Source organism: Fictibacillus sp. NRS-1165, from assembly GCF_050468105.1.
Lineage (GTDB): Bacteria > Bacillota > Bacilli > Bacillales > Fictibacillaceae > Fictibacillus_C > Fictibacillus_C terrinigri.
On record NZ_JBDPNU010000040.1, the window covers coordinates 51,680 to 73,437 of the forward strand.

General features: G+C 45.6%; 20 protein-coding genes. 7 read left to right on the forward strand and 13 right to left on the reverse strand.

Annotation, left to right across the window (positions count from 1 at the left end; translation table 11 throughout):
* Positions 1 to 207 precede the first annotated feature (207 nt).
* A complete protein-coding gene (locus ABHN01_RS17790) occupies positions 208 to 675 on the forward strand; it encodes an NUDIX hydrolase (RefSeq protein WP_429876626.1) in 468 nt (155 codons plus the stop codon).
* Here the strand turns inward: ABHN01_RS17790 and ABHN01_RS17795 are convergent.
* Positions 672 to 2,621, reverse strand: a complete 1,950-nt coding sequence (locus ABHN01_RS17795; protein ID WP_429876627.1) for a BglG family transcription antiterminator — start codon at positions 2,619 to 2,621, stop codon at positions 672 to 674. The two genes, ABHN01_RS17790 and ABHN01_RS17795, sit on opposite strands and share 4 nt — an antisense overlap.
* Positions 2,622 to 2,808: 187 nt before the next feature.
* Here ABHN01_RS17795 and ABHN01_RS17800 point away from each other — a divergent pair, with 187 nt between their 5' ends.
* Positions 2,809 to 2,949, forward strand: coding sequence for a hypothetical protein (locus tag ABHN01_RS17800; RefSeq protein ID WP_290401249.1), 141 nt, complete (start codon positions 2,809 to 2,811; stop codon positions 2,947 to 2,949).
* Between the two features lie 62 nt (positions 2,950 to 3,011).
* Here ABHN01_RS17800 and ABHN01_RS17805 read toward each other — a convergent pair whose 3' ends face one another.
* Both ABHN01_RS17805 and ABHN01_RS17810 read right to left on the reverse strand, forming a co-directional pair.
* A complete protein-coding gene (locus tag ABHN01_RS17805; protein ID WP_429876628.1) occupies positions 3,012 to 4,850 on the reverse strand; it encodes an ABC transporter ATP-binding protein in 1,839 nt (612 codons plus the stop codon).
* Positions 4,831 to 6,570: an ABC transporter ATP-binding protein gene (locus ABHN01_RS17810; RefSeq protein WP_429876629.1), complete on the reverse strand. Its 1,740-nt coding sequence runs from the start codon at positions 6,568 to 6,570 to the stop codon at positions 4,831 to 4,833. The genes ABHN01_RS17805 and ABHN01_RS17810 overlap by 20 nt, the downstream gene beginning before the upstream one ends.
* Before the next feature lie 173 nt (positions 6,571 to 6,743).
* On the opposite strand from ABHN01_RS17810, the gene ABHN01_RS17815 reads away from it, so the two are divergent.
* From ABHN01_RS17815 to ABHN01_RS17825, 3 genes are read left to right on the forward strand one after another with little or no spacing between them, the layout of a single operon-like run.
* Positions 6,744 to 6,941, forward strand: a complete 198-nt coding sequence (locus ABHN01_RS17815; protein ID WP_429876630.1) for a YwbE family protein — start codon at positions 6,744 to 6,746, stop codon at positions 6,939 to 6,941.
* Between the two features lie 31 nt (positions 6,942 to 6,972).
* Positions 6,973 to 7,323: an ASCH domain-containing protein gene (locus tag ABHN01_RS17820; protein WP_429876631.1), complete on the forward strand. Its 351-nt coding sequence runs from the start codon at positions 6,973 to 6,975 to the stop codon at positions 7,321 to 7,323.
* 18 nt (positions 7,324 to 7,341) lie between these two features.
* Positions 7,342 to 7,776 (forward strand): hypothetical protein, encoded by a 435-nt coding sequence (locus tag ABHN01_RS17825; RefSeq protein WP_429876644.1) that lies wholly within the window; start codon positions 7,342 to 7,344, stop codon positions 7,774 to 7,776.
* 43 nt (positions 7,777 to 7,819) lie between these two features.
* On the opposite strand, the gene ABHN01_RS17830 is transcribed toward ABHN01_RS17825, so the two are convergent.
* From ABHN01_RS17830 to ABHN01_RS17845, 4 genes are all read right to left on the reverse strand, one after another.
* Positions 7,820 to 9,181, reverse strand: coding sequence for an aspartate kinase (locus ABHN01_RS17830; RefSeq protein ID WP_429876632.1), 1,362 nt, complete (start codon positions 9,179 to 9,181; stop codon positions 7,820 to 7,822).
* A 304-nt stretch (positions 9,182 to 9,485) separates the two neighbouring features.
* Positions 9,486 to 10,247, reverse strand: a complete 762-nt coding sequence (locus ABHN01_RS17835; RefSeq protein ID WP_429876633.1) for an alpha/beta hydrolase — start codon at positions 10,245 to 10,247, stop codon at positions 9,486 to 9,488.
* 85 nt (positions 10,248 to 10,332) lie between these two features.
* Complete coding sequence (locus ABHN01_RS17840) at positions 10,333 to 11,145, reverse strand: alpha/beta fold hydrolase (RefSeq protein ID WP_429876634.1); 813 nt, start codon at positions 11,143 to 11,145, stop codon at positions 10,333 to 10,335.
* Positions 11,146 to 11,198: 53 nt separating this feature from the next.
* Positions 11,199 to 12,143, reverse strand: a complete 945-nt coding sequence (locus ABHN01_RS17845) for a dipeptidase (RefSeq protein ID WP_429876635.1) — start codon at positions 12,141 to 12,143, stop codon at positions 11,199 to 11,201.
* A 244-nt stretch (positions 12,144 to 12,387) separates the two neighbouring features.
* Between ABHN01_RS17845 and ABHN01_RS17850 the strand changes: the two genes are divergently transcribed.
* Entirely contained in the window at positions 12,388 to 12,882 is a 495-nt protein-coding gene (locus tag ABHN01_RS17850) for a hypothetical protein (protein ID WP_429876636.1), read from the forward strand.
* Here ABHN01_RS17850 and ABHN01_RS17855 read toward each other — a convergent pair.
* From ABHN01_RS17855 to ABHN01_RS17880, 6 genes are all read right to left on the reverse strand, one after another.
* Positions 12,818 to 14,980, reverse strand: a complete 2,163-nt coding sequence (locus ABHN01_RS17855) for an FUSC family protein (protein ID WP_429876637.1) — start codon at positions 14,978 to 14,980, stop codon at positions 12,818 to 12,820. The two genes, ABHN01_RS17850 and ABHN01_RS17855, sit on opposite strands and share 65 nt — an antisense overlap.
* A 175-nt stretch (positions 14,981 to 15,155) precedes the next feature.
* Positions 15,156 to 15,863, reverse strand: coding sequence for an ABC transporter ATP-binding protein (locus tag ABHN01_RS17860; protein ID WP_429876638.1), 708 nt, complete (start codon positions 15,861 to 15,863; stop codon positions 15,156 to 15,158).
* Complete coding sequence (locus ABHN01_RS17865; protein ID WP_290401236.1) at positions 15,863 to 16,642, reverse strand: ABC transporter ATP-binding protein; 780 nt, start codon at positions 16,640 to 16,642, stop codon at positions 15,863 to 15,865. The genes ABHN01_RS17860 and ABHN01_RS17865 overlap by 1 nt, the downstream gene beginning before the upstream one ends.
* Complete coding sequence (locus ABHN01_RS17870) at positions 16,617 to 17,591, reverse strand: branched-chain amino acid ABC transporter permease (RefSeq protein WP_429876639.1); 975 nt, start codon at positions 17,589 to 17,591, stop codon at positions 16,617 to 16,619. The genes ABHN01_RS17865 and ABHN01_RS17870 overlap by 26 nt, the downstream gene beginning before the upstream one ends.
* Before the next feature lie 11 nt (positions 17,592 to 17,602).
* Positions 17,603 to 18,481: a branched-chain amino acid ABC transporter permease gene (locus tag ABHN01_RS17875; RefSeq protein WP_429876640.1), complete on the reverse strand. Its 879-nt coding sequence runs from the start codon at positions 18,479 to 18,481 to the stop codon at positions 17,603 to 17,605.
* An 82-nt stretch (positions 18,482 to 18,563) separates the two neighbouring features.
* On the reverse strand, positions 18,564 to 19,742 hold the full coding sequence (locus ABHN01_RS17880; protein WP_290401233.1) for an ABC transporter substrate-binding protein: 1,179 nt from the start codon (positions 19,740 to 19,742) through the stop codon (positions 18,564 to 18,566).
* 314 nt (positions 19,743 to 20,056) lie between these two features.
* On the opposite strand from ABHN01_RS17880, the gene ABHN01_RS17885 reads away from it, so the two are divergent.
* Positions 20,057 to 21,715, forward strand: coding sequence for a glutamine--tRNA ligase/YqeY domain fusion protein (locus ABHN01_RS17885; protein WP_429876641.1), 1,659 nt, complete (start codon positions 20,057 to 20,059; stop codon positions 21,713 to 21,715).
* The last annotated feature ends 43 nt before the right edge of the window (positions 21,716 to 21,758 follow it).

The window sequence follows — 21,758 nt, forward strand, 5'->3', positions numbered from 1 at the left end:
TAACCTCCGCTTTTCATTTATCTGTCTTGTCCATGAACTAATTGTAGCTTAGTAAATACGGTAAATAGATTTAATATTTACCGTAAGTTCCGGCAAAAACAAATTATATAAAAGCGGTTCCAATGCAAGTTGATGCAGGATTTTGATTGGCAAAGCCGAATGTAAGGAATCGGTAATTAACTTTACATGTTGAAAAGGACTGAAATCATGGGATATATTATGGACCTGAGAAAACTGATCGGAAGCCGGCCGATTATCATGACCGGTGCTTGTGTACTGTTATTTAATCCTGAGGGTGAGCTTCTGCTTCAGCATCGAACAGATAACGGCTTATGGGGGGTTCCCGGCGGCTCACTCGAACTTGGTGAAACTCTCGAGGAAGCAGCGAAACGAGAGCTCTTTGAAGAAACGGGATATATCTCCCGCAGCCTTACGCTGCTTCATGTATTTTCCGGGAAGGAGTTTTACTATCAATACCCGCACGGAGACGAGGTACACAACGTTGTCGCTGCTTATGTTTGTACAGACTATGAAGGCAGTGAAGTTATTGACGGGATCGAAGTGAAGGATGTCCGACTTTTTGATCTGGATCATCTTCCCCAGGCGATGGGCGGTCCGGATCCGCTCGTCATCGATCATTATTTAAAAAAAGGCAGCATGAAAGCTGCCTTTTAAAATAATTCATATATGCATTCTGCGGATTTTTGTTCTGCCACTTCTCGAATAAAAGTTGGATTCTCCGTCAAATGAGATATCTCTTGGAATAGGTCTTTCAAGAGATATCTTTTTTCATTGTCCATGGCGAGAAGTAATATGATAGACACTTCTTCTTTTCCCCACCGGACGGGATTTCTGAAAACCGACATCCCGATTACTGCTTCCTTCACAAGATCAGAACTGCCGTGAGGGATTGCTACACCGCCACCTACCGCAGTAGATGATTGTTCTTCACGGTTCAATACACTTTCTTTGTAGCTTTCTTTTACAAATCCATTTTCCTCCATTTGATGAACCATAGTCTTTAGGATATCTGTCGGATCTGTCTCTCCGGAATGAACAAAGATCAGCTTTGAATTCAGCAGCTGCTTTAAGAGGGGATAGCTGCTGTGCGTCTCTATTGGCGGACCGTTTTGAATCCACTTTTCGATTTCCTTCTGATCCTCCTCAGTCATAAGAGGAGAAACGACCAGCACGGGCACATCCGGATAAGAGAGAGAAACCGTGCTGATCACAAGATCAGGTTTCTTCTCTTTTATTTCAGCCGGCGCTTCGCTGACGGAGGCTGTACCAGCGATCTCAATCGAATGAAACTTCCGCTCCAGCTTTGTCACGATGAGCTGAGACATACCGATCCCCATTGTACATATGACGAGCACCTTGAGATGGCGGGCATTCTTTTTCTTGAACCGTTCGACTGAAGCTTGAAAATGAAGCGTCAAATAGGCAATTTCCTCCTCAGGAAGGGATTTTTTCAGCTTTTGTTCGACAACCGGCAAAGCATAATAAATCATTTCGAACATCGTCATGTACATTTTCTTGATCTGATCTGCCATTGGATTGGATAACGGCAGGGCATATTCCAGTCGATGGAATGTCGTCTGCAGATGGCCCGCTAATCCTGCGAGCAAAAGCTCATCATTTGTAAAATCAATTTCAGTGATTTCAGAAACAGCTTCGATCAGCTTCTTGGAAAATTCCAGTACGGCAGTATCAAATCCCGCCAGTTCTTCCTCCAGCCTGTCCCTGTCTTTCGCATGATAATAAACTTTTGTACCAAGAACCCGGATCGTAATATAGACCGCTTCCTCCTTAGGAAGTCTAACAGCCATGACCCTTTCAATATCCTTCATAAAAGCTCTCACAGCCGGATATTCCTTCATTCGAGTGATCCGCTCCTCTTCATCTGGTGAAATCGTAATTTTACTGCCTGTCTTTACCCTTTGGACTGAGACCAGAATATGAGTGATCAAGTTTTCAAGAGCACTGTCGGTGAAAGGATAGTTGAGCTGCGTTTCCAATTTCCTAAGGCCGTTTCTGACAAAAGCAATTTCATGAGGCGCAAAGATCCGGTTCACGAAGTTTTTTTCTTCTTCTGCCGCATGGATCAGCATACCGGTTAATCTGGATAGAGCATCACGCTTATTTTTTTCGTTTCCGTCAATTCTCAAACCCACCTTTTGTTTAGGCAGAACTTTGAGGTGAAACGACTTAAGCCAATCCTCCTTCATCTTAATATCATGCCTGACAACGGTTTTGCTCACATAATATTTTTCAGCAAGCTCCTGAAGCGTCGTCTCTTTATTTTTTAAAAGCAGCTGGCGCACGATACTTATTCTTCTAATGCTGTCAGCCATTACTGTGTCCGCTGCCTGCTCTTTCTTAGATAGATCCATTAAATTCGAGATTGCGGATGCTGTACCTTCAAGATACACGCCAACCCCTCGCCTTCTTATTAAGCGAACGTCTGATTTCAGCTTCAGCCAGTCATCGATCACCTTGCAGTCGTTCCGGATCGTTTTTTCAGAACAATCCAGTTCAGACGCGATCTGATCTACTGATATACTTCCTCCGCTTTTTAATAAATAAGAAAGCAGTCTGTTTTGCCGTTCATTCACTTCCATCACCTGCTCCTGCCATCCTCTGTTTCCTATATCTTAAGGTGGCTTATTCCATCAAAAATGATGAGTTTGCTTCCTTTCCTAGTCTAGGTCTTTAGCATCAGAAGTCAATACTTGATCTCGATTGTTTTACATTTGGTGGTTAGAGGAATACTATTTTTATCGATATCCATGGAAGGATGTGTTCAGGATGGAAGAGACAAAAATGAAAAGGCACTGCAGCCATTGCAATAAAGAAACGATGCACATTGTTCGTGAAGATGCACTAGAACTTGAATATACCTGCACCAACTGCAAGCATACAGAAACAGAAGTGAAAACTTTCTTTTAATTTGAAGCAAAAAAAGCCGGCATTTGCCGGCTTTTCACTTCGCGGTGCCTGGCACCTTACCCCTAGCCGATCTCCCTTTGGAGCTGGCTGTTGTAGAGCTCGAAGTAAAAGCCTTTTTGCTTTAGCAGGTCGTCGTGCGAGCCCCTTTCTAGAATTTCACCATTTTTCAAAACGAGGATTTGATCCGCTTTTTGAACGGTATTCAACCTGTGGGCAATAATGAAACTCGTCTTGCCAATCATCAGGCGATGCAAGGCTTCCTGAATTTTCATCTCGGTGATCGTATCAATGCTGCTCGTCGCCTCATCCAGTACAAGAATCACAGGATTGGCAAGGATAGCTCTCGCAATGCTTAAAAGCTGCTTCTGCCCCTGGCTGATTCCGCTGCCGTCCTGCTCCACGATCGTCCCGTACCCGTTTGCCAGTTTCGTGATAAAGGAGTGCGCGTTTGCCTCCTTAGCCGCTTTCATGACATCATCGTCTGAAGCATCCAGTCGTCCATATCGGATGTTGTCCATAATGGTACCTTCAAAAAGAAATGGATCCTGCAGCACGAACCCCATATGCTCCCGAAGAGACTCCCGCTTAATCCCTTTGATTTCGCGCCCGTCCACAAGAATGCTCCCTCTTTTCGCATCATAAAAACGGGACAGTAGATTGATAATCGTCGTCTTCCCCGCTCCCGTTGGGCCGACCAGGGCAACCGTTTCACCCGGCGAGGCATGAAATGAGATATGATTGACAGTGTTTCCTTCCTCTTCATATGAGAATGAAACCTCCTTAAATTGAATCTCTCCTCGAACACCGGCCAGCTCCTCGTTTCCTTCTTCATCTTTCGTTTCTTCTTCCTCATCCAGAACTTCAAAAACCCGCTCTGCCCCTGCTACCGCTGATAAGAGCGTATTGTACTGATTCGACAGGTCATTGAGCGGACGGGTGAACTGCCTGGAGTACTCGGCAAAAACGACGATGGTCCCGATGGTAACGACTCCATTTAACGCAAGAACGCCCCCTGCACCGGCAATGAGAGCAAAGCTAAGATTATTTAGAACATTCATCAGCTTAGGAATAAAACCCGAATACGTTTGAGCCCAGAATCCGGATTCCTTCAACTTGTCATTCTTATCCAACAGCTCCGCAATCACTCGTTCTTCCTGACAGAAAGCTTTAACGATACGCTGGCCTGACACGGTTTCCTCGATATAGCCGTTCAGCTCCCCAAGGTTCCTCTGCTGTTCTTTAAATAGCCTGCCGGTACGGCTAGTAATCCAGCGCATGCCAACGAACATGATAGGCACGATAATGAGGGTGACCGCTGTAAGCAGCGGGCTCAGCCAAAGCATGAACCCGACCGTGCCCAACAGCGTCAATACACTGGAGATGATCTGGATAACCGAAGAGTTCAGAGTAGAACTCACATTTTCAATATCATTGATGACCCGGCTCATGATCTCACCATACTGGCGCTGATCAAAGAACGGGATCGGAAGTTTGTGAAGATGGCGAAACAGCTGCGTCCTCATCGAAAAGACGGTATTTTGTGCAATCCCGATCATCCAATAGTTCTGAAACCAGAGTGCTGCCGAGTTCAGAATATAAATGGCCAGCAAACCGGCAAGAAGCCTTAAGAGGCCGCTGTTATCTTTCGTGACTATATAGTGATCAATAGCCTTCCCGATCAAAAAGGGGCCGAGCAGACCCAAAATCGAACTGAGGACAACCATGAGGAGAACGAGCCATAAGCGCCCCTTCTCACGTGCAAGATAGCTCCAGATCCGCGCCAGTGTTCTGCGCCAATCCTTTGCCTTCTCTTTTTTTCTTTTCGGTACCGCTGCCTGCGCCGCCACCTTTTGAACGATGGCTCTTTTATGCCGGAACGGTTCACTCAAAGCCTTTAGCATGCTTTAACGACTCCTCTCCAAACTGGGATTGGAAGATTTGCTGATACAGGCTGGAGCGAAGCAGCAGATCCTCATGCTTTCCTTCCATCAGCAGCATGCCGTTCTCAATCAGCAGAATTTTATCCGCTTCCATCGCTGTGGCAATCTTTTGCGTTATGATCAGGATCGTAGAGGGATAGTGCTTCAAAGCTCCGAGAAGTTTTCCTTCTGTTTTCAAATCAAGAGCGCTCGTACTGTCATCAAGCAGCAGAATCTTCGGCTTTCTCACCAAAGCACGGGCAATGGAAAGTCGCTGTTTTTGGCCTCCGGATAAATTGACCCCTTTCTGCCCGATTCTGGTCTCGTATTGATTTGGCAGAGACGCTATCGTTTCAGCGATCTGGGAGTTCTCAGCAGAGATCTTAATCTCTTCTTCAGTGGCATTTTCCTTACCCCAGGCGATATTCTCCTTTACGGTTCCTGTGAAAAGAAGAGCTTCCTGAGGAACAAGGCCGATAGCATTCCTTAAATGCTCCAGCTTTAGACGTGATATATCCATTCCATCAAGCAAAATCTTGCCATCATCAACATCATACAGCCGGGGGATCAGCTGAAACAGCGACGACTTTCCGGACCCTGTCGCTCCCATTACGGCAACCGTCTCACCTGGTTCCGCTTTGAACGAAATGTCCTTCAGGACTTGTTTTTTCGTCCCGGGATAATGAAAAGAGACACCCTGAAACTCAATTTCACCTTTGAAATCAGGACGGGTGATCACGGAATCCACAGCGTCAACGAGGTCGACCTCAGTATTCAGCACATCAGAGATTCGGCTACCTGAAGCCTTCGCTCTTGAAAACGCCATAATAATCCAAGAAAAGATGGAAAAAGTGGAGGTGATTCTCGTGCTGTAGTTGATAACGGCGACTAAATCACCAATATGGCCACCACCTGTATTGACCTGAACACTGCCAAACCAAAGAACGCAAAGAATAGCGATATTCATGACGAGAAGAAGGATAGGGTTCGTGGACTCCATCAGCCTCAGCGCAAAGGCTGTATTACTCTTAAGCTTGCGGTTGGCTTCCGTGAACCGTTTCACTTCATGCCTGCTTCTTAAGAATGCTTTGATGATTCGTATGCCTGAAAGGTTTTCCCTAATCACGCCGTTCACTCTGTCCAGGTTCTCTTGGACCGATTTGAACAGTGCGCCCCCTTTTTTCATCACCCACATTAAAAACACAAATAAAACCGGGACAGCCACCGCAATGAAAATAGCCAGTCTCGCATCTACGATAAACGACATGACAAGACCGCCAATGATCAATAAGGGCGCCCTCAGCATGACCCTCAAGCTCATGAACACCGTATTCTGCATCTGGGTAACATCGTTGGTCATTCTTGTGATGAGAGATGTCGCAGGAAACTGGTTAAAATTCGCAAAAGAAAACGCCTGAATTTTTGTAAACAATTCCTTCCTGAGGTTATATCCATAGTTTTGGCTGACGTGAGATGCATAGAAGGAATTACTCACACCAGCGGCAAATGCGCAAAGCGATAGGCCGATCATGACTCCTCCCCACACCATGACAACCCCGAGATCTTTTTTCATGATGCCGTTATCAATAATCCGGGCGATCAACAAAGGCTGCAAAAGCTCGACAGCAAGCTCAACAAGCATTAAAAACAAAGCAACAGCGATCTGTACACGGTAAGGTTTTAGTATCGATATGACTTTCAAGACTGTATCATCCCTCCAGAGCCTTCTGTGAAAAATAATAATATGTATTATTTACCACCTTAATCATACCTTGTCCGAACAATTTATTAAATAATTTGAACCTTCAAATACACCTTCACTTACGGAAAGAATGGTATAATTCAAAGAAATATGGACTGCAGGAGGTGTTTACAGTGAATGGGCAGAACCGGAAAGACATCTCTCCAGGACTAGAAGTTAATATCGTTTTAAAGCAAGATCAGAGAAGCGGCAAGCTCACAAACGGCATCGTGAAGGATATTCTGACGAATGCTGCTTTCCATCCGCATGGAATTAAAGTACGGCTTCAAGATGGACAAGTGGGCAGAGTAAAGGATATTCTGAGCAAATAAAAATATCCGCTTCGAACTAGGAGGAACCGACATGAGCAATCAAATGAAAAATAGCGGGCTCCCGCCAAAAACATGTACAATCGAACAATTATTCACCATTCCAGACGATGTGGAAAAAGTACTTGCCGGGAAAAAAACAGCGACTCGCCGCAATGGCAGATATGCAGACATCGGAGAAATCATGGAACTTAAAGGGTCAAAATTTGTTGTTGAAAATGTATACTCCCAGTCGCTTGGTGAGTTAACAGACGAACACGCAAAACAAGAAGGCTTTGATGATGTGGAAGGCTATAAAAATTCCATACTCTCCATCCATCCGGGGATGCCCTGGCTGCCGCACATGAGAGTATGGGTTCATGAATTCCGCGCCCTCGAAGATTAATTACAGCTCCCTATGAACATAACTTATCGTGTACTGCTTTATATTCATATTTTCAGTGTGATCCTGTCAGTCGGCCCCTTCTTTATCCTGCTTCCCTTATTAAAGAAGCTGAGATCAGCAGGACCCGGCAGCGAAGAGGCGTACTTAGACTCCTTCAAGGCAGCGGTCCGGCTTGCCAAGCATGCTGGACATATCCTTGTGGTGAGCGGTGTGCTCCTCGTACTTATTACGAACCGTTCCTGGACAACCCCCTGGCTGCTGACGACAATTATTATATTAATCTGCTCGCTCTATTTTCTCGCGAGAGCCTTTTCACCGACCATCAGAAGATTTAAGGACCTTGAAGAACGAAGGAATCCTCTGATTACCAAACTGAAAAAAGCCTTATGGATCTACCTTGCCCTCATGATGGCTATGCTTTGGTTCATGGTGGCCAAGCCCGTTTTATGGTAGAGAAAAAGGAGCTTATCCCCATTGGATAAGCTCCTTTCTTGGTCTAAACCGCCACCCCGGCAAAGAACTCTTCATATAATGCCTGAACGGCTTTTTTTTCATCGCTGACCTTTACACCGAACATCATACTTACCTCTGATGACCCCTGGTTGATCATTTCAATGTTTACACCGGCTCTGGCTAATGCCGTAGATGCACGTGCTGCGGTACCTATGCTTTCCCTCATTCCTTCACCCACCATCATAATGAGCGCCAAATCACGTTCAACCTTCACGTCGTCTGCCTGGAGTTCATCTTTAATCCGCTGTACAACCTGTTCCTCCACCGAACGATGGAAAGGTTCCTGCCTTAAAATAACCGAGATATCGTCGATTCCTGAGGGCATGTGCTCAAAGGAGAGATGAAAGTCTTCGAGGATGCTTAGAAGCTTGCGGCCAAATCCAATCTCCCGGTTCAAAAGATATTTGCTGACATAAATGCTGGAAAAGCCTTCATCACTGGCAATACCGATCACAGGGCCATTGGCCAGCTCTCTTTCTTTTACGATCATAGTCCCCGGCTTCCCCGGCTGGTTCGTGTTCTTCACATTCACCGGTATGCCTGCTTTAAAGGCCGGCATGAGCGCTTCATCATGAAACACGGAAAAACCGGCATAGGACAGTTCCCGCATTTCACGGTAGGTAATTTCAGTGATTTCCTTCGGACGGTTAATAATCGAAGGGTTTACAGAATAAACGGCATCCACATCCGTGAAATTTTCATAGACAGCAGCCTTTATGCCGCTCGCCAGAATGGAACCCGTAATATCTGAACCACTGCGTGAAAAGGTAACAATTTCTCCTTCTCTGTTAAAGCCAAAAAACCCGGGGAAAATGACAATGCCTTCCCGCTCTCTCAGCCGATAAAGAGATTCATAGGTTTCCGGCAGCGGCTGGGCGTTCCCGGGCTCATCGGTAACAAGAAGGCCTGCTTCCTTAGGGTTAACATAATGGGCCTCTACTCCTTTATGCTGAAAGTAGGCAGCAATCAGCCTGGCATGGCTGTCCTCTCCGGTCGCCTTAACAGCATCCATATATTTCTGCGGATCACTGCGGTCTCCGTTCAACAATTCCAAAAGGTTTGACTTAATTTCAACCACCGTTCCCCCCGGCAGCTTAAGCCCTTTAGCAATGCTTTCATATCGGTCGATAATAGCCTGAAACGCATGATGATCTTCTCTTCCTTGAAGATAAGCTGCAGCACATTCTATTAAAAGATCCGTTACTTTCGTATCTTCAGCAAACCGCTTTCCCGGAGCTGACACCACGACTACTTTGCGTTCGGGATCTGAAACGACAATATTAAACACTTTTTCGACCTGCTCTGAACACGATAAAGATGATCCTCCGAACTTCACTACCTTCATTTTTAACATCCCCTACTGTTAGAATTTAACCGGTAAATTTTAGTTACTATTATTGCGCGTTTCAGTATAAGATGCAAGGTTATTTTCCACACAGAAGAAACAAATGTCCTCTCTAAAAATACTATACCTTCAAGTATTACCTTGTAAGCCCGGGCAATATTTGTGGTTTTTCGATTATTTCCGAGGGAATATTCATAGAACGGGGGAAATAAAGTAAGGTTCTGTCAGTATTCCACGACAGAACCCCACTTTATTTTATCCTTTGTACGATAAAAAAGAAGCCGGCTTAAAAGCTGGCTTCTGCTTATGATTTACCAAGCTGCCTCTGAATAAAGGCAAGGGTATTTTCAATAATAGCCTCTTGATCATGATCAAGCGTTGCCACATGATAGCTGTCACTCATATAATACAATTCTTTATCCTCAGAAGAAATTCGTTCAAAGATTAACTGAGAATTGAGAGGCGGAACAACATGATCTTCCTCCGAAACGAAAATGAAGGCAGGACACGTTATCCGGTCAAGCTGATCCTTGACTTCCTCCATCAGCTTTAAAATTTCCTTAACCGATTGAACCGGTGTTTTTTCATAGGCAAGTTCTAGAACACCCTCTTTTTTGATATCTGAACCAATCGCGTCCAGAAACCGGGGCTCAGCTGCATCTTTTAACGGCTCCATCTCTGGAATCTCTACCGCCGCATTAATGGGAATAATCCCTTTAATCTCTGGATATTTTTCAGCTAGATAGAGGGTTAAAGTGCCACCCATGGAAAGCCCGGTTACAAAGATCGTATCACAGCGTTCTTTCAGCCATTGATAGCCTTCCTCCACAGAAGCCACCCAGTCCTGGTAATTGCTCTGTTCCATGTCCTCATAATGAGTGCCATGCCCTTTCAGTCTGGGGCCGCATACGGTATAGCCAGCTTCAGCGTAAGCCCTGCCGAGCGGCAGCATGCTCTGTGTAGAACCTGTAAAGCCATGTGAAACCAATATACCCACATGGCTCCCTTCAAAATAAAACGGCTGTGCATCTTTCAAGACCGGATACTGCAATGCTCTGTCTTCCACAGAAATCACCTTCCATCTAAAGGATTTATACACCTTACACTTCGTTTAAACGGGCGTGAGTCCTGCTTTCTTTTTGTTTCCAAAGTCATAAATCGTCCAATGATCCAACAAATTGTTCGAGCACACTATTGAATTTCTCACTTTCTTCAAGAAATGGACAATGGCAGCTTTGCTCAAAGATCTCCAGTTGGGAATTAGGTATGTTCTCGTGCAGATGTTCACCCGCAGCTACAGGTATAAGCGTTTCTTCTCTTCCAAAACAAAGCAATGTTGGTTTTTTTATTTTACTTAAAAAATCTCGGTAATCGACAATCGATTGATCGAACAATATGGCACTTGCAATCGACTCCGGCATTTTTGTAACTTCCTCCATCATCCAGGAAAAATCGTCCTTGGACAGTTCCTCTTTGAACATGAGAGGTACAAACCCTTCAAGCACTGCCCTACGGTTATTCTGAACGTCTCTCATAAACTGTGTCAGTGCAGGCAGATCAAACGCTCCGATCGAGAAATCAGGCCATTTAAAATCAGAAGCGAGTTCGTCAATAATAACTGTGCCTTTTACGCTGTTTTCACCAAATTGCTGAAGGTAATCCCAAATCACAAATGCCCCCATCGACCAGCCTGCCAATACGACATTCTTCAAATCCAGCTTTTGAATAAAAGCGTTTAGATCACGTGCGTATTGAGCGATCGTGTGTCCATGATGAACCATCGAGGAGCTGCCATGGCCTCTTAAGTCCAGCACGATGGTTCGGTAATGCTTAGAAGCAGCAGAAAGCTGTTTATGAAAAAATTTGCTGCTCATCCATACACCATGGATAAATATTACAGGCCTTCCCGTTCCCCGTTCTTCATAAAAGAGTTCTACCTGGTCTTCAATCTTCGTTAAAGGCATGCCTCTCGCTCCCTTCCCTAAATGGGCTTTATCCTATCATCAGCTTGAAGCTATCACTTTACTTTTCTCACATTCGGCCGGTGATTCATAAAGTTATCAAATGCAAATCCCCTAACCTGATCCTCGGTATAGTGCTTAAGCAATTCATTGATCAAGTTCTGGCTTTTGGACGCGTTCTCCAAACCAGTGACAAAATTGGCGATCCCATCAAAGTCAGAGCCCAAGCCAATCTGCCGCACTCCGCCAAGTGCGCAAAAGCGATCGATGTGTTTGATAAGGTCAGAAATAGAAGCTGTTGTCTGTTCCTGATTAATAAAAGGGGGATTATATACGACATGGATCGTTCCGCCTTTTTCAAACATGGCACTTGCCTGTTCATCGGTTAGATTTCTTGGATGGTCACACAGTTCTTTGGAATTGGAATGGCTGGCAAACGGATAATCCGCGATGCCGAGAACATCCCAGAAAGCCATCCCACTTAAATGGGAAACGTCGGTGAGGATCTGATGCTGGTTATGGAAGTGAACCACCTCTTTTCCAAACAGGGTAAGGCCACCGCCACGGGGCTCTCCGGCTCCGTCAGCCGCCAGGTTCGCCGTATTCCATGTTAATCCGACAGAAAGTACACCTAGCTGATGGAGGATATGCAGCTTGGAAAGATCATTTCCAATAGCGTCTACCCCTTCCAGAGTCAGCATCGCACCAATTTCTCCGTCCTGAACTCCGTTAAATTCCTCCCAGCTGCGTATGTGCTTTATCTCCGGATTTTTTCCCAGCACCTCTTTATAAAAGTAATCTACCTGGCCTAGCGCTGCCTGGAACTTCTGGTCGGATGGAATCTCTGGCTCAATAAAAATGGCAAAGCATTGCACTTTTACCTGCCCCTTTTTCAGCCGCTCCTTATTCGTTTCCAGCTCGGGTGAATTTGCAAACTTAAGCTTCCCTTTTCCTTCATACAGTTTTAATAATGCATCACAATGAAAGTCGATGATCTCCATGTTTAACTCCTTTTGTTTAATTCCGTATGTATTTACTTCTTTTAAACGCCGGTCTCCTCCTGCCTTCCCTCTATTTTTATTGCTTGGAATAGGTCAATATTCCCTGTTTCTTCACACAAAAATGAGAAATATTGTTATTTTTGGAGATAAAGGAGTTTTGGCTTAATATGTCGAAATTATCTAATAACTATCTAGTTCTTTTGTTCCATATGCTTTATAATCTGAGAAAGAAAGGAAATGGTGTATGAAATCTACTAAGGCGCAGGCGGTTCGCTGGCTGTCCGGCCTCATCCATCAGGAAAAAATTGATATAAAAAAGGATCATGCCCTAAAAACCTACTTGTTTACCGTTGAAGGATTTTGCGAAGAAAACCCGGTCTTTTTTATCTGCCGAGATGAGGACGGCTTGCAATTCGGCTATCATTCTATGAAAAAGACAGATCCTTCTCAGCATGCGCCCTCGATGGTAAAACGGCAGCTGATCAAATGGGAGGACCTGGAAACAAGCAGCAGGGAGGAACGGCATGAGAGAATATTAAACACATTGATTACAACGATTCGTTTACGAAAAAAGCAGTATCGGACTTGCCAATACTGCAGCGTTAAATTCCCCCCAGAACAGCGCTTCGATCAGAAAACCTGCCAAAGCTGTGCATCGTTCGTTATCTCGCCTGTCACTGATCTTTGTTCTTCGGCTCCGCACCAAGCTGTCGGGCCAGATATACGATCGACTCATTGATCCGCCAGATATAATGGACATTATGCAGCAGGCGGAGATGGTTGAGCAATTCATGGTCACTGGATTTGGATTTTTCCGGCAGGCGCTCCACCTGTCTCCGTTCTTCATCCAGATTGACAATTCGCGCCTGCCCCTCTCCCCTTACCGCCGCGGACAGTGCATCAATATTTTCCGTCAGTGAGCGCTGAACATGGTTTAACAGATCCTCAAACCTCTCGTCCGTATTCAGCTGGCTTTTTCTTGTGGAAGAAGCCGTGAGATGCTTGGCGTAAAAATTAATGGCCGTTAATACCGTTAGCTGCTGATGTATGCCCGAACGGCCAAACCACCCTCTGTATAAAGGGCTTGCGTCCTCGATTAACGTCTCCAGCAGCTGATCCAGCTCCAATGCAAGGTCCGCAAGGTTAAAAGCTGTATGTTTCTCACTGAACCGGTCAATATAGTTGTTCAAATATTCCTTTAGCGAATTCAAATATTCAACCGTCGAAGTAGTCACCTTATCCCGTGTCCGGTGCGGATAGATGAGGGCAGATACTGCAAATCCCAATCCTACCCCGGCAACAGTGTCAATAACACGTGCGATCATTAACTGCTGGTTGATGCCGCCAAGGAGGATATCATACATTAATGCCAGCAGCATCGTGATCCAGAACATCATCAGCGTATAAGAGATCGGCAGCAGGTAAAAAGCGAGGAAAACACAAATGAACAACATAACAATATCCTGGATGCCGGTTAGGTACATAGCGATAATGAACCCCGCAATCGCTCCCAGAAACGTTCCTATGCTCCTCTGTACTGCTTTCACGAGTGTACGGCCGACAGTCTCCGTACCAAGAAGAACAACAAAACAGGACAATAAAATCCAATATTGATGAGCTGGAGAATAGATATGCCCGAGAATGATGGATAAACCTCCCGCAATCAGTGCCTGAATGGCCTTCTTGGTCGTTGGGCGGATTCCATACTCCTCATCCTGCTCTTCTTGTTCGTCATTCTCTTGCTCCTCCGTCCGCTGGCCGATATGATGCTCATTCGCCTGCTGGAGAGACTGCTGAAGGCCGAAGGCGCCATCAATAATATGGTTGGCGATGGACTCAATCCGTCGGATCAAGTAAAGCCATTCCCCATTATCCTCATCCGGGTTCAAGGTCCAAAGCAGCTCACGAAGAGTCTGCAAACTGGCGGCTGCGTTTTCCAGATAATGAACCTGTTCCCTGTTGAGCACTTCAGCTTCGCGAATGGATTGTATAACTTGCAGCAGCGAGGAACGTATCGCATGGTTTTCAAGCGCACGATGCTCTTTTAGACGCCGTATGGACGGCGACAGCGTTTCCATCAGCATTGCGGTATCAAAAATGTAGAGGCGAAGCTGACTCGTGCTTAGCCCCGGCCAAATTTTCCCTGGTTCTGTCGTGCCAAGCTCATTGGAGACGACGCGAGCATAATCTCCAAGTTTTTTCACATTCCGGTCGAGGTTTAACAATCTCTGCTTGTCCATTTTAATATCCCTGACAATCTCAATAACAAGGTTCAAGGTTAAATTTGCCTGAAGATGAAATGAAGCCATGGACCGTTTTAAAACTTCTTCCGGCTTGTCATGAATGAGGATAAAGTTGTAGAAATAGGCAAATAAGATTCCCGTCAGAATCGAAGCGAAGAGCCATGGAACCTGTGTGAAATCAACTTTAAGAAGCGTTGCAAAATAAAAGGACATGAAAGCGATCATGCAGATTGAAAAGTAGCGGCTGCCAAAGCGCTGAAGGTAAAGAGCCAAAAACACAACAAGCAGCAAAAATAAATCAGCGGCCATTCCCCATTTGGCCAGCCAAGAACCGATCGTGAGGGAACACGCACTCGAGAGTGCAAGCAGAACCGTCGTCAGTTTCTTTTCTTTTTCCGTGTCATCGTTAACCACAAGAATGCCCATCATGCCAACGACACCTGCAAAAATAGCAGCCGTGACATGTCCACCGGCATATAGGATGATAATCATCATGACCATTACCGAACTGATCACACTCAGCGTCACTTTGCTCGCCGTCCTTAACCGCTTCCGGCCAGGATCCGAAGGGAGCAAACGGTGCCAGTACCTCATATGGACCCCCTTCCCGCAGAATATCTTTTTTGTGAATTATAGCGTTAAATGCGAAATTCACACAATGATCAGCTTATACGATAAATCTTCATTTCTATATCCATTGCCTGCTTAACCCTGGAACATACATAAACCGGTCCTTCAACAGGACCGGTTTTTCATTCCTTGTATTCTATTAGTGTCCGCCCAAGTAAGCCATTTTTACCTGTTCACTTGATGTAAGCTCCGCCGCGTCACCTGAAAGCACAATACGGCCCGTTTCCACAACATACGCACGGTTCGCGATGGAAAGTGCCAGATTGGCATTTTGTTCTACGAGTAAAATGGTTGTTCCAGCCTGGTTGATCTCTTCAATAATGCGGAAGATGGTTTTGACCAATAGCGGGGCCAGCCCCATGGAAGGCTCGTCCAGCAGGAGCAGCCGCGGGCGCGCCATCAGCGCCCGTCCCATGGCCAGCATCTGCTGTTCCCCTCCTGACAGAGTTCCGGCCTGCTGCTTCAGCCGTTCAAGCAATCTTGGAAAAAGATCATATACCTTTTCCATATCCTGCTTGATCCCGTCTTTGTCCTTTCTTAAAAACGCGCCAAGCTGCAGATTTTCCTCTACCGTCATATTTGCAAATACACGGCGTCCCTCAGGCACATGTGAGATTCCTTGTTTTACGATCGTCTGAGCGGCTTTTCCATTAATAACTTTCCCCTCATAGAGGATTTTTCCCTGCTTTGGCTTTAACAGACCTGAAACGGTTTTAAGCAGCGTGCTTTTACCGGCCCCGTTCGCACCGATCAAGGTAACGATCTCGCCTTGATGGATTTCCAGCGATATCCCTTCAAGCGCCTGAATGTTGCCATAGTAAACATTTATATCCTCTACCTTCAGCATTATGAAACCTCCTCGCCCAGATACGCTTCGATGACTTTCGGGTTATTTTTAATTTCTGATGGTGTTCCTTCAGCGATGAGCTGGCCGTGGTCAAGAACATAGATCCGCTCACAAACCCCCATGACAAGCGGCATATCATGTTCAATGAGAAGAACGGTTAGATTGAATTGCTCCCGGATGAAGGCGATCAAATTCATGAGTTCTTTTGTTTCATGAGGATTCATCCCGGCCGCCGGCTCATCGAGCAGCAGCAGCTTCGGGTTTGCGGCAAGCGCACGGGCGATCTCCAGGCGGCGCTGCTGGCCATATGGCAGGTTCTTCGCTTTTTCATCCTTAAATCGATCTAAGTTAAAGATCTTTAAGAATTCTGTCGCCTTCTCTTCCATTTCTTTTTCTCCGGAAAAATGTCCTGGAAGCCTGAGGATCGAGCTGAACAGCGTATGCTTGGCCTGAGAATGGTAAGCCACTTTTACGTTATCAATAACGGATAATTCCCCAAACAGCCGTATGTTCTGAAACGTCCGGCTGATTCCGTTTCTCGTAATCTTGTACGGAGGAAGGTTATTCAGTTTTTTTCCGTTCAGCAGGATCTGACCTTCTGTAGGCACATAAACCCCGGTCAGCATATTAAAAAAGGTGGTTTTTCCCGCGCCGTTCGGTCCGATCAGCCCGGCCATCTCTCCCGGGAACAATTCTATGTTGACGTCAGAAACCGCTCTTAGCCCGCCAAAACGGATTCCAATGTTGTCTACTTTAAGCAACGGTTTGTTTGTTTCCATCCTTTGCTCCTCCCTTCGACCTTTTTCCTTTACTGAAGATCGATGTGATCTCTTTCGTCCCCATCAAGCCTTGTGGACGGTACAGCATAACAACAATGAGGACAATGCTGTAGATGATCATCCGTGTTTCAGGATAGTCCTGCAGGAACGTGGAAACAACGGTAAGAAGGACTGCTGCAATAACAGAACCCGATAAGGAGCCCAGACCGCCTAGCACAACGAAAATTAAAATATCGAATGATTTCAGAAACCCAAAGTTGGATGGCTGGATAATATAGAAGTTGTGGGCATACAGACCACCAGCTATGCCGGCAAAAAAGGCTCCGATCACAAAAGCAGCAACTTTATAATAGGTTGTATTGATTCCCATCGCATCAGCCGCGGTTTCATCTTCCCGGATGGAAATACAAGCCCGGCCGTGAGTAGAATTTGTAAAGTTTACGATCACAAGTATGGCAATAAGCATACAGCCGAAGACCCATGGCCACGTCGTCAAATGGTTGACTTGCATGCCGCTCGCTCCGCCGACATAATCCAGATTTAAAAATACAATACGGACAATCTCACCAAATCCGAGTGTCGCGATGGCCAGATAATCTCCTCTCAGCCGAAGACTCGGAAACCCAATAATAAAACCGGCAAATGCTGCTACCAGTCCTCCAATCAGGAGTGCAGCTGCAAACGGAAGCTCCAGTTTCATTGTAATAATTCCTGAGGCATAGGCTCCTACTGCAAGAAACCCGGCATGTCCGATAGAAAACTGTCCGGTGATTCCGATGATCAAGTGAAGCGAAACCGCCAAAATGATGTTAATTGCGATAAAGATAAGGGTGTTGACATAAAAGAGGTTCAGCATTTGGCCTGTAATCATGAACTGAATAACGCCAAAGATAACGAGAGAAAGAACGATATATGTCCAAAAGTGCTTAGCTTGTTTAAAAATCGCCATTTTTGTTCCCCCTATACCTTTTCTCTTCTATATTTTCCGAACAATCCCGAAGGAAGGAAGATAAGGATCAAGATAAGAACAACAAATGCAGCCCCGTCACGCCATAAAGAGTAACCGAACGCACTGACAAGTGATTCAATGACGCCGAGCAGCAACCCGCCAACCATTGCACCAGGAAGAATACCAATCCCCCCAAGAACGGCAGCAACGAACGCTTTCAGTCCAGGGATAACCCCCATCAAAGGCTCGATTTTTATATAGTAAACTCCAAAGATAACACCGGCTGCCCCAGCAAGGGCCGACCCGATCGCAAAGGTAGAAGATATCGTGCGGTCAACGTTGATTCCCATCAGCTGTGCAGCTTCGGCATCAAAGGAAACAGCACGCATCGCTTTACCGATTTTTGTTTTATGTACGATGAACTGCAGGATGATCATGAGAACAACAGAAACACCGAGGATGAGCAACGACTGACTGTTGATTTTTGCATCAAAAAGGTGGATGACATGCTCTGGAAGCACATCTCCCGGATAGGCTTCCGGCTGTGCGCCCCTCACATAAATAAAGCCGTACTCAATGAGCAGTGAAACACCAATTGCTGTGATCAACGCCGCGATCCGGGTAGCGTTTCTGAGCGGTTTATACGCGATGCGTTCGATCAGCACCCCGAATAGTGCACAGACTGCCATGGCAAGGATCAATGACAAGACAAATGGGATATGCAAAACGGTAATGGAGTAGAAACCGACAAAGGCGCCTACCATGAAAACGTCGCCATGTGCGAAGTTGATCAGTTTTACAATTCCATATACCATCGTGTAGCCAAGAGCAATTAGGGCATAAATACTGCCGAGTGATATACCGTTGACCAGCTGTTGTATAAGTTCCATCTCCAACTCTCCTTCATAAAAAATATCCAGTCCCTAAAAACACAGAAAAGGGGGACGGAGCCCCCTATTCGTTAAATTGCTCTTATGGATTAATTTTTGTATTAAACTCTTGTTTGCCGTCTTTGTACTCAAGAATAGATGCTGATTTGATCGGGTCATGGTTCTTATCCAATGTCAATTGGCCGGAAACAAGGGAAAGATCTTTTGTTTTCGCAAGTGCTTTTGCAATTTTTTCAGGGCTGGCATCACCTGAACGCTTGATGGCATCAGCCAGATAATACGCTGTATCATAACCAAGGGCACTGAATGCGTCCGGAGATTTTCCTTTGTATTTCTTCTTAAATGCACTGACAAAGTCTTGAATCTTCTTATCCGGATCTCCAGAAGAATAGTGGTTTGTAATGTAAGTATTGTTCAGCGCTTTTGGTCCGGCAATTTCTACAAGTTTCGGAGAATCCCAGCCGTCTCCACCCATGAATGGCGCAGTGATGCCGATCTCCCGCGCCTGCTTGATGATCAGACCGACTTCTTCATAGTAGCCAGGAAGGAAAATGAAGTCCGGTTTCGCTGCTTTTAAACGGGTAAGTGTGGCACGGAAGTCCGTATCCTTCGCAACATACGCTTCTTCAGCTACGATGCTGCCGCCGTTTTTCTCATAAGCCGTTTTAAACGCCGAAGCCAGCCCTTTTGAGTAATCACTGGCACTGTCGATGAACACAGCCGCTTTACTTGTTTTCAATTTATCTGACGCAAAGTTTGCAGCTACAGTTCCCTGGAACGGATCAATAAAGCATGTCCGGAACACGTAATCATTTACTTTGCCGTCTTTATTTGTGATCTCAGGGTTTGTTCCTGTCGGTGTGACAAGCGGAACCTTGTTGCTTTGAGCAATCTGAACCTGAGCCAGTGTGTTGGTGGAAGTCGCAGCACCGACAACAGCCGCTACTTTATCCTGGCTGACTAGCTTTACTGCTCCGTTTGTCGCCTCTGCCGCTTCTGATTTATTGTCGACTTTTACAAGCTTGATCTTCTTGCCTTCAATTCCTTTTTTATTGATTTCGTCCAGTGCCAGCTGAAGCCCTTCCGCGATGGATTGGCCATAGGATGCTACCCCTCCTGAAAGCTCAAGGTTGGCTCCTACTTTAATCGTTTCCTTGCCACTTGAGCCGCCGGACGATGTCGAAGCTGCACCGCAGCCCGCCATTACTCCTGCTGAAAGTGATAAGGATAGAAAGATCCCCGCCAGTTTTCTCTTCTTCATTTTCTCATCCCCCTATTTTTTTGTGAAAATGAAAACATCTACAATATTTAAATATTGTAAATAAAATCAATATTCTGAAAATATTTTACCTGAGATTCTCCTGCTCGTCTAGCGTATTTTTCCCAGTTTGAAATTCCTGCCTGCTTTTATAAATTTTTTATAAAAAAGTCGAATTATGAAAAAAGACTGGGCAGGTATGCGCGTTTTGAGAGATTTTTTGTTTATAATAGCTAAGGTAGCTATAGGCAATTTTGTTTCCTTGCTGTGAATGTTATAATGGTGAGATAGAATGCTAACAGAAAGGCTGATACGGGATGGAAGAAAACTCGAATTTTATTAGAAGCATCATAAAAGAGGATTTGGAATCCGGCAAAAGGGATACCGTTATCACACGTTTCCCCCCAGAACCGAACGGTTATCTGCACATCGGACACGCCAAATCCATTGTCATAAATTTTGGGATCGCCGATGAGTTTAACGGACAGACCAACCTTCGTTTCGATGACACCAATCCACTGAAGGAAGACCGGGAGTATGTCGACTCCATTAAGAATGATGTGGCATGGCTGGGCTATGAATGGGAAAACCTTCGCTTTGCCTCCGATTATTTTGAGGAAATGTACGACCGTGCCGTCCTTCTGATTAAAAAAGGAAAAGCGTACGTTGATGATCTGTCACCAGATGAAATCCGCGAATACCGGGGCACATTGACTGAGCCTGGAAAAGACAGTCCATACCGCAGCCGCACGGTGGAAGAAAACCTTGACCTTTTTGACCGCATGCGCAAGGGTGAGTTCGAAAACGGTAAAAAAGTGCTCCGTGCCAAAATTGATATGGCATCTGGAAACATTAACATGCGTGACCCGGTCATCTACCGTGTATCCCACGCGAAACATCACAATACAGGTGATACCTGGTGCATATATCCGATGTATGCGTTCGCTCACCCTCTTGAGGATGCCATTGAAGGCGTTACCCACTCTCTTTGTACGACCGAGTTTGAAGAACAGCGCCCCCTCTATAACTGGGTGGTTGAAGAGTGCGAGATGGAAAGCAAGCCTCAGCAGATCGAGTTCGGCCGCTTGAACATCGAAAACACGGTCATGAGTAAGCGCAAACTGAAACAGCTCGTGGACGAAGGGTATGTGGATGGCTGGGATGATCCGCGCATGCCGACGATTTCCGGCCTTCGCCGAAAAGGATATACCCCAGAATCGATTCGTGAATTCGTACAGGCAACAGGTGTTTCCAAAGGTTCAGGCGCCGTAGACGAAGCGATGCTCGAGCACTTTGTACGTGAAGATTTAAAATTGAAGGCTCCGCGTACGATGGGTATCCTGAACCCGCTTAAAGTTGTCATCACGAACTACCCTGAAGGCCAAGTTGAGATGCTGGATGCGGAAATCAATCCTGAAAATCCTGAAATGGGGACACGCCAGATTCCTTTCTCCCGCGAGATCTATGTGGAGCAGGATGACTTCATGGAGAACCCTCCAAAAAAATACTTCCGCCTCTTCCCTGGCAATGAAGTCCGTTTAAAACATGCTTACTTCATTAAATGCGAGGATGTCATCAAAGACGAGAACGGAAATGTAATTGAACTCCATTGTACGTATGATGTGGAAACGAAAAGCGGCATCGGTTTTACCGGCCGTAAAGTAAAAGGAACCTTGCACTGGGTGGAAGCCTCACAAGCCATTCCAGCTGAGTTCCGTTTATATGAGCCGTTGATCCGTGATGAGGACTTGAAGGCAGCTGATGAGAGTGAAGACAAAACGTTTATCGATTTTGTCAACGAAGATTCCTTGACCATCCAGGAGGGATTCATCGAACCAACCATGAAAGACGCGAAGCCGCAGGACAAGTTCCAGTTCTTCCGACACGGCTACTTTAACGTCGATCCGAAGCATACGACGGAAGATAAGATCGTTTTCAACCGTATCGTATCCTTAAAAAGTTCATTTAAGCTTTAAACGAAGTATAAAAACCGGTCCCCTTGAAGTGACCCCTAAAAGT